Source organism: Rhizobacter sp. (genome assembly GCF_046595475.1).
Lineage (GTDB): Bacteria > Pseudomonadota > Gammaproteobacteria > Burkholderiales > Burkholderiaceae_C > Rhizobacter.
This window is the reverse complement of record NZ_JBKJOQ010000029.1, coordinates 1-13834: the sequence shown is the minus strand read 5'-3', so window position 1 is coordinate 13834 and position 13834 is coordinate 1. Positions and strand designations below refer to the sequence as shown.

Annotated in this window: 10 protein-coding genes, 1 tRNA gene and 1 pseudogene; 6 read left to right on the top strand and 6 right to left on the bottom strand. The window is 63.0% G+C overall.

From position 1 onward, the window contains the following. Positions 1–23: 23 nt before the first annotated feature. A complete protein-coding gene (locus AC30QB_RS05375) occupies positions 24–1205 on the top strand; it encodes an acetyl-CoA C-acetyltransferase (protein WP_489545158.1) in 1182 nt (393 codons plus the stop codon). Here the strand turns inward: AC30QB_RS05375 and AC30QB_RS05370 are convergent. Continuing rightward, a complete protein-coding gene (locus tag AC30QB_RS05370) occupies positions 1202–2251 on the bottom strand; it encodes an MBL fold metallo-hydrolase (protein WP_489545157.1) in 1050 nt (349 codons plus the stop codon). The two genes, AC30QB_RS05375 and AC30QB_RS05370, sit on opposite strands and share 4 nt — an antisense overlap. Before the next feature lie 72 nt (positions 2252–2323). Here AC30QB_RS05370 and AC30QB_RS05365 point away from each other — a divergent pair, with 72 nt between their 5' ends. After that, positions 2324–4009: an ExeA family protein gene (locus AC30QB_RS05365; protein WP_489545156.1), complete on the top strand. Its 1686-nt coding sequence runs from the start codon at positions 2324–2326 to the stop codon at positions 4007–4009. Positions 4010–4020: 11 nt separating this feature from the next. Further along, a complete protein-coding gene (locus tag AC30QB_RS05360; RefSeq protein ID WP_489545155.1) occupies positions 4021–4695 on the top strand; it encodes a general secretion pathway protein GspB in 675 nt (224 codons plus the stop codon). 38 nt (positions 4696–4733) lie between these two features. Here the strand turns inward: AC30QB_RS05360 and AC30QB_RS05355 are convergent, their stop codons facing one another. The 4 genes from AC30QB_RS05355 to fusA all read right to left on the bottom strand — a co-directional run bounded on the left by AC30QB_RS05355 (position 4734) and on the right by fusA (position 11628). Further along, positions 4734–5879, bottom strand: a complete 1146-nt coding sequence (locus AC30QB_RS05355) for an ABC transporter substrate-binding protein (RefSeq protein ID WP_489545154.1) — start codon at positions 5877–5879, stop codon at positions 4734–4736. A 118-nt stretch (positions 5880–5997) separates the two neighbouring features. Then, entirely contained in the window at positions 5998–7353 is a 1356-nt protein-coding gene (locus AC30QB_RS05350) for a YbfB/YjiJ family MFS transporter (RefSeq protein WP_489545153.1), read from the bottom strand. A 51-nt stretch (positions 7354–7404) separates the two neighbouring features. Continuing rightward, positions 7405–9330, bottom strand: coding sequence for an FAD/NAD(P)-binding protein (locus tag AC30QB_RS05345; RefSeq protein WP_489545152.1), 1926 nt, complete (start codon positions 9328–9330; stop codon positions 7405–7407). A gap of 282 nt (positions 9331–9612) precedes the next feature. Then, the gene (fusA, locus tag AC30QB_RS05340) at positions 9613–11628 is read right to left on the bottom strand and encodes an elongation factor G (protein ID WP_489545151.1); all 2016 of its coding nucleotides are present in this window, start codon (positions 11626–11628) and stop codon (positions 9613–9615) included. A 504-nt stretch (positions 11629–12132) separates the two neighbouring features. On the opposite strand from fusA, the gene AC30QB_RS05335 reads away from it, so the two are divergent. Both AC30QB_RS05335 and AC30QB_RS05330 read left to right on the top strand, forming a co-directional pair. Then, entirely contained in the window at positions 12133–12573 is a 441-nt protein-coding gene (locus AC30QB_RS05335) for an OsmC family protein (RefSeq protein WP_489545150.1), read from the top strand. Positions 12574–12610: 37 nt separating this feature from the next. After that, positions 12611–12702, top strand: a tRNA-Leu gene (locus tag AC30QB_RS05330). Positions 12703–12745: 43 nt separating this feature from the next. Here AC30QB_RS05330 and murI read toward each other — a convergent pair. Next, positions 12746–13537 carry a glutamate racemase gene (gene murI / locus AC30QB_RS05325; RefSeq protein WP_489545149.1) on the bottom strand — a complete coding sequence of 264 codons (792 nt, stop codon included), beginning with the start codon at positions 13535–13537 and terminating at the stop codon, positions 12746–12748. Positions 13538–13717: 180 nt separating this feature from the next. On the opposite strand from murI, the pseudogene AC30QB_RS05320 reads away from it, so the two are divergent. Continuing rightward, a pseudogene (locus AC30QB_RS05320) lies at positions 13718–13834 on the top strand (electron transfer flavoprotein subunit beta/FixA family protein); the annotation flags it as partial.

Genomic DNA, 13834 nt, shown 5'->3' with positions numbered 1-13834 from the left:
AGCGCCCACGCGAAGGAGCCACCATGCCCGAGGCCTATGTTGTCGCCGCCACCCGCACTGCTGGAGGCCGGCGCGGTGGTCGGCTTTCGGGCTGGCACCCCGCCGACCTGGCCGCCCATGTGCTCAATGAGCTGGTACGCCGCACTGGCGCTGACCCCGCCATGGTCGACGACGTGATCATGGGTTGCGTGGGTCAGGCTGGAGAACAGGCCGCCAACGTGGCGCGCAATGCTGTGCTCGCCTCTTCACTGCCCGAGTCGGTGCCGGGTACCTCTGTCGACCGGCAATGCGGCTCTTCGCAGCAGGCCTTGCATTTTGCCGCGCAGGCCGTGATGTCGGGGAGCATGGACATGGTGATCGCCGCCGGCGTGGAAAGCATGAGCCGCGTGCCCATGGGGCTGCCCATGACATTGCCGCAGAAGAACGGCCTAGGCTACTACGTCAGCCCGCAAATGCAGCTTCGCTACCCCGGTGTGGAGTTCAGCCAGTTCTTCGGTGCCGAGGCCATCGCAAAGAAGTACGAGCTGTCGAAGGATCAACTCGACGAGTACGCCTTCCAGAGCCATCAGCGTGCCATTGCCGCCGCACGGGTGCATGCTTTTGAAGGCGAGATCGTGCCCGTGGCCGTGCGGCTGCAGGATGGCAGCGAGAGCGGTGAGATGCACCGCACCGATGAGGGCATACGCTTCGATGCCTCACTCGACAGCATTCGCGGCGTGAAACTCATCCAGCCCAATGGGCGCGTGACGGCGGCCACCGCCAGCCAAATTTGCGACGGCGCGAGTGGCGTGATGGTGGTCAACGAGCGGGGGCTGAAGGCCCTCGGCGTGGCGCCGCTGGCGCGCGTGCACCACATGACGGTGATCGGACACGACCCGGTGGTGATGCTGGAGGCGCCCATTCCAGCCACGCTGCAGGCCCTGCACAAGACGGGCTTGAACATCGACGATATTGATTTGTTCGAAGTCAACGAAGCTTTTGCGCCGGTGCCGCTGGCGTGGCTGCAGGTCACCGGGGCCGACCCCGATCGCCTCAATGTCAATGGCGGGGCGATTGCCCTCGGCCACCCCTTGGGCGCCTCGGGCACCAAGCTGATGACCACCTTGGTTCATGCGCTCGGGCAGCGCAAAAAACGTTACGGCCTGGAGACCATGTGCGAGGGCGGTGGCTTGGCCAACGTGACCATCATCGAGCGCTTGGCCTAGGCACGTGGCTGCAGCCTGCAGGTTTCACCGATGGCGATGGTGAAGAACTCTTCTGCAGCCATGCCGCGTGCCTGACGCTCCTGCAGCAGCACCCGGGGAGGCTCGTCCAGCGGCTCGTCGGTCAGCGAGAAGGTGCCCCAGTGAACGCCCAGTGAGCGCTTGGCACCCAGGTCACCGTGGATCTTCATGGCCTCTTGCACGTTCACGTGTTGCGTCGCCATGAACCAGCGCGGCTCGTACGCGCCTATGGGCAGCAGCGCGATGTCGAAGCCGCCGCCTTGCGCTGCAGATTGACGATCGGCAAAGCGCTCACGCATGTCATTGAAATCACGTGAGTAGGCAGTGTCTCCCGCGTAGAACAAATGGCAGCTGGAAGCGAAAAGGGCGAAGCCACCCCACAGAGTTGTCATTCGATCGTTCAGGCCACGGGCCGACCAGTGCTGCGCTGGCACCAGCATCACTTCGACCTCGCCCGCTGCGGTTGAGATGCGATGACTGCTCCACCAGTCGAGCTCAATCGCGTGGCGTATGCCGCGTGCGGCAAGCCAGGGCTTGAGGCCCAAAGGCACTACGAAGAGAGGCGGGCCGCCGGCCTGGCGATTCAGCGCGTCGACCGAAGCACCGTCGAGGTGGTCGTAGTGGTTGTGCGAGACCAGCACCAGGTCGATATGAGGCAGGTCAGCCAGCGCCACGCCTGCAGGCTGGTGCCTTTTGGGGCCGACGAATGACGATGGAGACGCACGCTGCGAAAAGACGGGGTCGGTGAGCAGCGTGAGCCCACCCAGCTGAGCCAGCACCGTGGCGTGGCCGATCCAGGTGACTGCGGGCTGCATGGCCGCACCGGCCACCGCGTTGGTGCGCAAGAAGGTCAGATCGGGCGCCACCTGCGGGGTGGGCACCTGAGGTGGCTTGGGCAGGCCTTGGCGAGCTGCGTCCCATCGCCAGCGCAGCACCTCAGCCAAGGTCTTGGGCGTGAACTCGGTGTAGCTGTTCTGAAAGCCGTCGGGTCGGTGGTGGGGCTTGGAGGGGTCGTAGTAGGGGTTCATGTGGAAGGCCACGCCGCGAGAGCGCCGCAGCATAGCCCGCGGGGCGAGGGCGAGGATAGACTCGCGGCCAAGATGTACGCCAAATTCTTCGGCCTCAGGCAAGAGCCTTTCTCCATCGCGCCCGACCCTCGCTATCTGTTCATGAGCGAGCGGCACCGCGAAGCGCTGGCCCATTTGCTCTACGGGCTGCGTGGTGGCGGGGGCTTCGTGCTGCTCACGGGCGAGATCGGCGCGGGCAAGACCACGGTATGCCGCTGCTTCCTGGAGCAAATCCCCAAGCGTTGCAACGTGGCCTACATCTTCAACCCCAAGCTCACCGTGATCGAGCTGCTCAAGACGGTATGCGACGAGTTCCGCATACCACTCGACCCCGAGCACCCACGGGGGGACACCGTCAAGGGCTACCTCGATCCGATCAACGAGTTTTTGCTCAAGACCCATGCGGTGGGGCAGAACAACGTGCTCATCATCGACGAGGCGCAAAACCTCTCGGCCGACGTGCTCGAGCAACTGCGCTTGCTGACCAACCTTGAAACCACCGAGCGCAAGCTGCTGCAAATCATCTTGATCGGCCAACCCGAGCTGCGCGACATGCTGGCGAGGCCCGAGCTTGAGCAGCTGGCGCAACGCGTGATTGCGCGCTACCACCTGAAGGCGTTGGCCGAAGGTGAGAGCGTCCAGTACATCCGCCATCGGCTCGGCGTCGCGGGGCTGAGCGGCGTCGTCCCATTCGATCGCCAGGCGCGCAAGCGCATTCATCAACTCTCGCGCGGTGTGCCCAGGCGCATCAACCTGCTGTGCGACCGCGCGCTGCTGGGCGCTTACGCCGAGGGGCGCGCACGAGTGGACCGCGAAACAGTCGACAAAGCGGCGGTGGAGGTGTTTGGGCCAAACGATGTGGCGTCGGTGCCGGCCACACGAGTCACGCGTGTGGCTCTGCTGGCATCAGGTGCCGGCCTGCTGGTGGGTGCGGCCCTGTTCGGCATGGTGAGCTGGGCCACCGAAAGCGGTAAGCATCGCGAAGAGGTGGCTGTCGCGCCATTGGTGCACAAAGCCGCATCCGGCGTGCCCGGCGCAGCATCAGCGGCTGCAAGCCAAGCCGTAACGGCTGTCAGTGCTATTTCGAGTGCGAGTGCGAGTGCGACCGACCCCACCGCGCCGATCACGCTTGGCCTTTTGAGCGAGCGCGACGCATGGCGCGAGCTCGCGCCATGGTGGAAAGCGACATTGGTCGAGGGCGACCCCTGCGCCGCGGCCTTGCACCAGCAACTGCATTGCTTCAAGAGCGATGGCGGCCTTGCGCTCATTCGCCAACTCAGCAGGCCAAGCGTGCTCACGTTCTATGACGAGAATGGCAAGCCGGCGTATGCCGTGCTTGTGGGTCTGACGAACCAAACCGCGAGCCTGCGGGCAGGTGGTGCCACGCAGACGGTGAGCTTGCTGGCGCTATCGAAGGTCTGGCGCGGCAGCTTCGCCACGCTTTGGCGAGCGCCGCCAGGCTTCCAGGGCAAACTGTCAACAGGCAATGCAGGGCCGATGGTCGACTGGCTGGCGTTGCAGCTGGCCAAGGTGCAAGGAGATGCACCACCGGTCGCTGAGCAGAAGTACGGCTCGACCATGCAAGCCAAGGTTTCGGCTTTCCAAGTGGCTCAGGGGCTGAAGGCCGACGGCCAAGTCGGCCCCCTCACCCTGATGCAGCTGAACCGGGTCGCGGGCGTTGATGAGCCGCGTCTTCAAGCCGAGATGGCTTCCAACTGAAAGGCTGAGCGATGTCGTACATCCTCGATGCACTCAGGCGAGCCGATACCGAGCGCGATCGCGGTGCCATTCCCAATCTGCACACCAAGCCTGTGCCTGCGGCGCTGGCCGATGCCGATGACGATGACGACGAGGTGCGTGGCCGCTCGCAGCCTCTGTGGTGGGCGGTGGTGGTGCTCGCGCTGGTGCTGGCTGCCGTGTTGGCCTGGCTGTTTTTTGGCGGAAATGCCCCTGATGCGGCGCCCGCACCTGCCACTCAAACCATTGCGCCAGCGCCGACGGCGGTGGTGCAACCGACGTTGGCACCGCGGGATGCGCCTGCGACGCCGGAGGCCGCGTCGCCCGCGTTACCTGCGCCTGTGCGCGTGGCTGCTCCCCCCGTCACCTCGACCGCGCTGAGCAAACCGGTGCACCAGGCGGCCAAGCCTCCGGCTCCTGTGTCCGAAGCGGTGGAGCGGCCGGTGTCTGCCTTCAATGACCTGCCCGAAAACATTCGCCGGGAGCTGCCGCAACTGGTGATAGGCGGAGCGATGTACTCGAAGACACCGGCCAGCCGCATGTTGATCTTGAACGGCCAGGTCTTCCACGAAGGCGACAAAGTGGCCGGGGAGCTGGTGCTGGAGCAGATCAAGCTGAAGTCGGCGGTGCTGGCCTACAAGGGCCACCGCTACGGCATCAACTATTGATCAGGGCGCCGGGAGGCGCGATGTGTCAGCGACAGAAATCAGCGACGGAATGAACCGTCATCGCCGATGAACGAGAGGTCGACATAATCCAGGCCCGAATGGTCGGCGGCGCTGTAACTCAGCTCGGTGCCGCCCACGCCGCCGCCGATGTCGACACGGTTAAAGCCTTCGAGTGCCCGCTTGAACGAGGCGCGTGTGACGCCATCCTTGTCTTTGGCGGCCCGCTTCAGGCCCATCACCAACACCTTGGCTCCGGCAAAGCCTTCGATCATCGCCGGCGTGAGCTGCTTGATTCCTTTGGCGGTGCCGAGGCGCGCGGCCTCAGAAATCATGGGCGAGGCCAAGCGGCGTTCAGAGGGAAAAACTTGGCTCACGATCACCCCGGTCGCGCTCTCGCCTAGCGCTTGAACGAAGCCCGATGCAGCGTTGTTCGACAGCGTCGCGATCGTCACCTTCGAGCCGGTAGCCCTGACCGCCTTAACGCCAGCTGCCACGGAGACCGTGGTACCGATGATCAACAAGCCTAGGGGCTTCTTGGCCAAGGTTTGGCTGACGCATGAGGAATAGTCAGGCTTGAACTTGTCGACGGCTTGATTGAACGCGGGCACCTTGCCGGCGTTTTTGAACGTCTTGAGCGCTCCTTGCAGTGCGTCTGTTCCGAACGAGTCGTCGACGTAGCACATGGCGACTTGCTCCAGGCCGCCCATGCCGAGGTGGCGAATCACCTGCTCGGCCTCGCGCTGGTAGGTGGCCCGCACGTTGAACACCCAGGGCTGAACAGGCTTGTGCAGCGCCATGGCACCGGTAGAGGGGGCCAGAAGCACGATTTTCCCTTCCGCCAGGAGAGGCAGAAGCGCTTGCGCGTGGGGTGTACCGCGGGTGAGGAAAAGTGCGACCACCTTGGGGTCGGCTATGAGCTGCTTTGCATTTTGTGCAGCCAGGGGAACTTGGTTTTTATCGTCTAGCGAAAGCAGTTCTATCTGCTGCCCGCCGATCCCGCCTTCGTCATTCACGGAATCGATATACAGCTTTGCGCCGGTATTGATTTCGGCCACCGGGGCGGCCACAGGCCCCGTCAATCCAGTCGTTTGCCCGATGCGGATCTGGGCTGCGGCCGTGCCACTGGCCACCAGGCTGAACACGATCACGGCGGCGCAATACGCGTTCGCGGAAAACTTGATCATCAAAGACCCCTATTTCGCTAGGTTTGAATGACTTAGGTCTTGCGACCTCAAAAAAACAACTGTATAGCCTCCAAGTTTAGCGCCGGCAAGTCGCGGCATGCCGGGAAACTGAGGGTGTTTAACGGGTCATTTGATCAGGGGTGCTATTTTCCAACAGCGGCTCGCCAAGGTTTGATACTGGTTGCGGTTCTTGCTCTTTCTCGGGAAGCCCCGGGGCTTCGGGTTGGTCCCCAGGTGTATCGGCAGCAGGGTTTTTTGGAACAAACGAAATGCACGCCACAGAACCCAGTAAGGCGAGCGCACTCACCCAGAAAAAGGGGTGGTAGGAATCCAGGCTCGCGGCAATCGTGGCCATCAAGAAACCGCCCGCTGCCTGCGCGATGGCAAAGCTGAAAGTTGCCATCCCCCATGCCTTGCGATGAAGTTTCGGGCCGACCCGATCAAGGGTGTACGCGGAGATCAGCGCCACGATTCCCGGGGTGAAGATGCCCATCAGGATCGACGATATGAACAGCGCTGCAACACCGCTGTTCCACAAAGGGAGGGCAGCGGCCAGCGACTTGAGCAAGAAGGCCACGATGAGGCATCGCTTGAGGCCGAATGCATCGGCGAGCGTGCCGGTCAGCAAGGGGCCGATGGCGGCACCCAGCCCAAACATCGACCAGAAGAAGCCTCCCGTGGCCAGTGGCATCTGGAGCTCGCGCACGATGTAGTCGACCCAGAACAGCGTATGCGCCAGGTAGCCGATCGCGTTGAGCCCGTGCGCGGCGAGGATGAGGGCGACCGGCAAGCGAGCCTCGAGCGGCAGCGATTCAGGCTGCTCCCCCGCCGCGACCGCCAGTCTCGGGTCTGCATGTGCGTCGACCGGCCACTGGCGCCAGGCGAACACGGTCAACGCCAGGCACACAACCCCCATTCCCAGCCATGCGCCCGTAACACCTTGAAACAAAACCACAGGGATCATGCTGCCGGCGAAGATGACGCCGAACCCGATTCCCGAAATGAGTACGGGCACCAACGCTCCCGAGATGACCGCGCCCAGGCCGATCCCGGAAAACACCACCCCGCTGGCTCGCCCTCGAACGGCCGCTTCATGCTCGGGGAGCACCACGGGTGCCGGCAGCACCATGAGAATGGCGCCACAGAAGCCGGCAGCCGCTCGCCAGAAGTAAAACCAGGCCATGCCAGGGCCTTCGAAGGCGCAGGCAAAGAAGCTCACCGTGCAGATGAGCATGGATGCGCGAAGCAGCGTGGCCACTCTGAAGCGGGCGCCCAGAGAAGCCGACGCCCACGCGCCGAGCACATAGCCGAGGAGGGTGGCCACGCTCAAGTGCGAGGCCTGGCCTTTGGTGAACCAGCCGGCTTCGATCAGCGCTGGCATCAGTGCGATGAAGGCGAAACGGCCGATGCCGTTGCCGATCAGGGTGGCGCAGAGGCCTGCCAGGCTGAGTCGGTTCAGTGCCCCCTGCCTCATGTCAGCAAGTGGCGGGGCGGGCGCAAGGTGTTTGGCGGTGGTGGCATTGGCTCAAGAAAGTGCGCCGTAAAGGGACGCAAAGGCAGACGCATATTCTTGGGTGGGTATTGATTCGGGTATTACGACCAACGGTACGGGCGTGGTGCCGCTGACCATGGACAGCATTTTGCTGACCGCTCGGCCCGCGTCCACAATGGCCGTGGAGTTCACGCCAGAGCGGGGCACCACGAAGGTGTAGAACTTGACGCCTTCGGTGGGAATACCCAGCGACCAGGCATTGGAGATGGCTGAGCCGTCTTTTGAGACCCAGTTGAATTCGCGGTCGATCTCGATGCCGCCGGGGTGAAAGCTGCCGTTGTGGAACAGGCGCAAATGCCCGGCATCAAGCAGGCCTCGAAGCAGTGGCGAGGCGTCTTCTTGCGGGCTGTGCATCGAGATTCTGGCCTTGATCAGCGCATGAACTTCTTCACTTTGCTCAGGCCACCTGGACGACGTGATGCGCATGAAACTCTCGCGCGACGTGCGTTCGCAAACGGCGCCGGGGCCGAAGCCCACGTTGAGCACGCCGGCCTTCACTAGCGCCAGCATCTCGGCGATGCGCGTGGCCGGGGGGCCGACCGCCAGCCGGTTCATCACCGGCACAAACTCAGATAGCAACCAACGGTGCGAAGCCTCTGTCAGGCCACCGAAATCGATGGCCGCACGCAGGGTGTCGCGCAGATCGCGCAGTACATCGCAGGCTGCCTTCAGCGGGCCGTCCACATTGCCCTTCATGGCATCGGCGAGATCCTGGTTCAGGTAGGCCACCAGCCAGTCATTGAAGGTTGCATGCGAGAGGAGCGCCTGCGGCGGGATGGGCGACAGCAGTCTTTCCCACGAAAAGCGGTCTTCGGCCGGTACGTACTGGGCAATCAGCGCCAGCCGCTCGGCAGCATCGGCACAAACAAACTGATTGCAGAAGAGCAGGGCCGATACGGGGTCGCGCCTGTCTCTCAAATAGGCTTCGTAGAAGGCGTACTCCATGTCGGCGCGCAAGAGCGGCAGCACGTCGTCGGCGAAATCGAGTTTGCGCTTGGCTCGCAATTCGCGAAGCTTTTCAGCAAACAGAAAGCGGGGGCGATATTGAATCGAGACACCCTTTTGATTGACGGCACGCGCGGTGAGCGGTAGCCCCGAGCGGGAGAAGGCGACGATGCGGGGCTCTTGCCCCGAGGGGATGTATTCCTTCTCGCCGGTGGCAGAGGCAATGAACCGCCCCCCACGCCCCACGGTCAATTCGGCCAGGGCGTCGAACGTCGTCAAGCCCATGCCTTCGATGGCAACAGTCATGTTCGGCGTGATAAACGCCAGCTTTTGCCTGACCGGATAAGGGTCGCCGACGACGGCAGTGGCAATGCGCTCGCGTTGTGCCGGGGGCACCACGGTATCGCGCACGGCCGGCTTCGTATGGCCGGTCGTCAAGAACAGGTAATTCACGCAAAAGCTTGCGCTCTTGGTTTCAAGCAACCAGGCGTCGTCCTCGACACGCTCTGCGCGGGCGACTGCTGTTTTGATGAACGTGATCTTGACGTGGGCCGGTGCCAAGCCCACCAGGTAACGGTATACCCAATGCAGATAGCGCCCGAAAAGGCCGCGGGAGTAATAGGCATCAGGGGCGACAGGCGTGCTCTCGGTATGGCCAGGGCGCAGGTTGCGCCTCTCAGTTTCGAGCCACTGGTAGAAGGAAGGGCCTTCGAGAATAGGGCCGGCTCCCACAACTGATGAGTCGGAGAACTGGGTGATCTGACCGGCCACCGTATTAACCAGCAAATAGTCGGATTGCTCCGGGTCGTGGCAGCCTACGCCCGGTTCATTCGGGTCAAATAGATATATTTGTACTTCCGATGACTTGCGGACTCGCTCATTGGCGACTATCCGCTCGAGTATGGTTAACCCACGTGGGCCAACACCGATGATCCCTATCCGAGTTATTGCCATCTGATACCCACCCTCTTATCGATCGCGTAATCTAACCCAGGGTTGTTACAGAAAAAGGACAGTGATGCACATTCGCCACGTCAGGGCTAGCCACAGCTTGCCCATCCGAATGCCCATCTTGTCCTCTGGAGCCCTGGTCTCCGTTGACCCCCCTGAATCGGGGGTTGTTCTGTGAGGTGAATGATGATCGGGAAGGGTTTGCCCGGGTGTTTCCAAGTGTAAGTGTCCCCCTAGGCCTGTGCCAAGGGGGATCTCACGGCGCCAAAGGGCGCGCCCTGGTGGCTATTTCGGCGCGATCTCGTAGTGGTCGAACTGCATCGAGTACTGCGCGCGCCCTGAAGAGAGCGCACGCAAGGCCCCGATGTAGCCGAACATTTCCGCCAGTGGTACGTGTGCGTCGACCACCGCCGCATTGCCGCGATCGTGTTGCCCGCGGATCGTGCCGCGCCGGCGATTCAGGTCGCCTATGGCATCGCCGAGGTACTCGACAGGCGTGACCACCTCGACCGCCATCAGCGGCTCCAGCACCACGGGTGCTGCCTTGGCCGCCCCTTCGCGCAACGCTGCCGCCGCGGCCAGCTCGAAGGCCAGCGTCGACGAATCACGCTCGTGGTGGCTGCCGTCTACCAACGTGGCCTGGAAGTCGACCAGCGGGAAGCCCGCAAGCACGCCCGCCTCGGCGGCGCGGCGCACGCCAGCCTCCACCGCGGGGATGAACTCGCGTGGAATGGCGCCGCCCACCACCTGGCTTTCGAAGCGTATGCCTTCGCCGCGTGGCAACGGCGTGAGCCTCAGGGTCAGCTCGGCAAACTGACCGGGGCCGCCCGTCTGCTTCTTGTGCACGTGTTTCAGCTCCACAGCTTGGGTGATCGTCTCGCGGTAAGCCACCTCCGGGCGACCGGTCGAGACGTTCACGTGGTGTTTGGTGCGCAGCTTCTCGAGCGTCACTTCCAGTTGCAGCTCACCCATGCCCGACAAAATGGTCTGGCCCGACTCGGCATCTTGCCGAATGCGCAGGCTCGGGTCTTCTTTCACCAGGGCGTGCAAGGCCTTGCCCAGGCTTTGTTGGTCGGCCTGGGTCTTGGGCTCCACCGCAACGTGGATCACGGGCTCTGGAATGCTGATCTGCTCCATCACCAGCGGGTACCGGCGATCGGCAAGCGTGTGCCCGGTCAGCGTGTCTTTGAGGCCGACGATGCCCGCGATGTCACCCGCCTCCAGCAGTTGGCGTTCCTCGTGCTTGTTGGCGTGCACCTCGTACAGGCGAGACACGCGCTCGGTCTTGCCGGTATTGGCGTTGAGCACCACGTCACCCGGCCGCAGGCGTCCGCGGTAGACGCGCACGAACACCATCGAGCCGTGGGCGTCTGTCACCACCTTGAAGGCAAGCGCTGCAAGCGGGCCGTCGGGGTCGGCCTCTGGTTGACCCACCGCTCGCACGTCTTGCGGTGCGGGCAGGTAGTCGACCACGGCGTCGAGCAAGGGCTCGATGCCCTTGTTCTTGAACGCCGCACCGGCCAGCACGGGCACGAAGGCACCCGCCAGCGTGCCCTTGCGTATGCAGGCACGCAGCTGGTCGAGCGTAGGCTCTTCGCCGTTGAGGTAAGCCGCCAAAGCGTCGTCGTCGTGCTCCACGCTGGCTTCGATCAGGCGGGCGCGATAGATCAGGGCCTGCGCCATGAGCCGCGGCGGAATGGCCTGGGTTTCATAGGGCTCGCCGGCTTCGCTGCCGTGCCACACACGAGCCTTGAGCGCGAGCAGATCCACGACGCCGTTGAAGGAATCTTCGGCGCCTTCGCGCGCGTAGTGGGGCAGTTGCAGCACGAGTGGCTTTACGCCCAGGCGGTCTTCCATCATCTGCACGACGCGCAGGAAATCAGCGCCCACGCGGTCGAGCTTGTTGATGAAGGCCAGGCGTGGCACGTAGTACTTGTCTGCCAGGCGCCAGTTGGTTTCGGTCTGCGGCTCCACACCTGCGACGCCGTCGAACACCACGACAGCGCCATCGAGCACGCGCAGCGAGCGGTTCACCTCGATGTTGAAGTCGATGTGACCGGGCGTGTCGATCAGATTGATCTGCGCACCTTTCCAGAACACCGTGGTGGCCGCACTGTTGATGGTGATGCCGCGTGCGCGCTCCTGAGGGTCGAAGTCCATCACGGTGGTGCCATCGTGCACCTCGCCGATACGATGGTTTTCGCCGGTGTAGAACAGGATGCGTTCTGTGGTGGTGGTCTTGCCGGCGTCGACGTGGGCAATGACGCCGATGTTTCTGAGTTTGCGAGGGGTGGTGTTCATGCGAATCTTTCGTTGAAGGCTGGTGACCAGCCTGCAAGCGGTGTCCGCAATCAGGCTGGCGCTAGTGCGCTGGCAGCAACGAGCCAAAGCACGAGCGCAGGCCGTCTCGTGCTTTGGCGAGAAGAATCGTGGCGATCAGCTTGTCGTAGGTGCGCATTGCATGTGCCGGAAAAAACAAAACCCCGGGAGGAACAGGCCTGCCGGGGTAGGGCGGAAGGCGCTGCAGCCTTCCGATGAGTCGAAAGGCCGTGACTAGGTAGCGAATGTGGCGTGCTTGCCAAAGAAAGTGCGGTTCATGTCGTGGGCCATCCGTATGAGATGGAGATTGTTTCAGGCGCCAGGCGGAAAGGGAAGCGCAAGCTTGGCTATCGCGCCCATAGAGTGCCGCTGTAGGACGCCAACCCCTGCAGCTCGCGGCGCTGTCCGATGCTCGCTACTTGCACTGCTGCTGATACTCAAGGCCAGCAACGACTCGCAGCGTCACAACAACTTCAAGGAATCGCCATGATCGAAAAGACAGCCAGTGTTCGCTGGGTCGGCCGGGGCAAGCTTGGCCAGGGCCGCGTGAGCACCGAAACGCGCGCTCTTAACGACCACCCCTACGGCTTTGGGAGTCGCTTCGAAGACGACCGCAAGGGCACCAACCCAGAGGAGATTTTGGCGGCAGCCCATGCGGCCTGCTTCACCATGGCTTTTTCATTCGCTTGCGACAAGGCAGGCTTCGGCACCACCGAAGCCACCACGCAGGCGCGCGTGCGGCTTGCCAAGGAGGGGGATGGCTTTGTCATCGACCGTATTGCCCTTGAACTCACAGCCACCGTGCCCGGTATAGGCGAAGCGCAATTTCACGAGATCGCGCAAACCGCCAAGCGCAACTGCCCCTTGTCTAAGGCCTTGGCGAGCGTGCCCGAGATCACGCTTGAAGCACGCCTGCAGCCAGAGTGAGTTGGCTTGCGATGCCTGCGCTGATAATCCGCCCTGCGCCTGGGTGGTGAAATTGGTATACACAGCGGACTTAAAATCCGCCGCTTCTTGAAAGAGGGCGTACGGGTTCGACCCCCGTCCCAGGCACCAGTCACCCGCCAATCGAAAGCTCGCGCAATGCGGGCTTTTGTGTTTATAGGCCCGGCGCGGGCGCGACTTCAAACGCGAATTCCAGCCAGTGGCGAGCCAGACGCGCGAGATGCTGAGGGTCGCCGGTGGTTTGCAGGGTCACGTGGCGTGCGCTGGTCATGCCCGAGCCGAGCTGACGGGCGGCCTGCCGTGCCACAGCATTGGCGGTGTCGACCAGCACCACTTCTGCGCCGAAGGCCAACTGGATTTGCGTGGAGACGAAAGGGTAGTGCGTGCAGCCCAGCACCACGGTGTCGACGCCGGCCTGCTTCAGGGGCATGCTGAACTGCGCGATCAGTGCGAGCAGCTTTTCGTCTTCACCGTTTCCGTGTTCGATCAACCCGGCCAGGCCAGGGCAGGGTTGAAGGTGAACTTCTATGCCGGCCCCGTGCGCGCTCAACAAGCGCTTGAACTTGTCGCTGCGCAAGGTCGCAGGCGTGGCCATCACGCCGATGCGGCCGTTGCGAGTGACCGTCACCGCTGGCTTGATGCCGGGCTCGACCGCCACGATCGGCAGGTCGGGCCAACGCTGGCGCAGGCTGGCTGCGGCCACCGCGGTGGCGGTGTTGCAGGCGAGAACCAGGAGGCTGGCGCCTTGGGCGAGCAAATGGCTGGCCACCCGGTGGGTGCGCTCGGTGATGAACTCATCGGAGCGCTCGCCGTACGGGGCGTGGCCAGAGTCGGCCACGTAGAGCAAATCATGGTGAGGCAACTGCTGATGCAGCGCCTTCAAAACCGACAAACCACCAACCCCTGAATCGAACACGCCGATGAGAGGGGGCTGTGGGGTACTCATGGGGCGCGCAGTCTAGCAGCGGGTCTTCTGAGGGGTGGCGGCAGTGCCAAGAGACGTGAGACAATCTCCGAATCGAACGATCGTTCTTTTTTCACGCTGAACGCTCGTCTTGCCCTCTCGGAGTTTGAGAAGGGCGAACACTAAAATTCATTCAATTCCATGTTCTCAGGAGAATGCGCGATGAAAGTGCTGGTAGCCGTCAAGCGAGTGGTTGACTACAACGTGAAGGTGCGGGTGAAGAGCGATGGCAGTGGCGTGGACATCGCCAACGTCAAGATGAGCATGAACCCGTTCGAC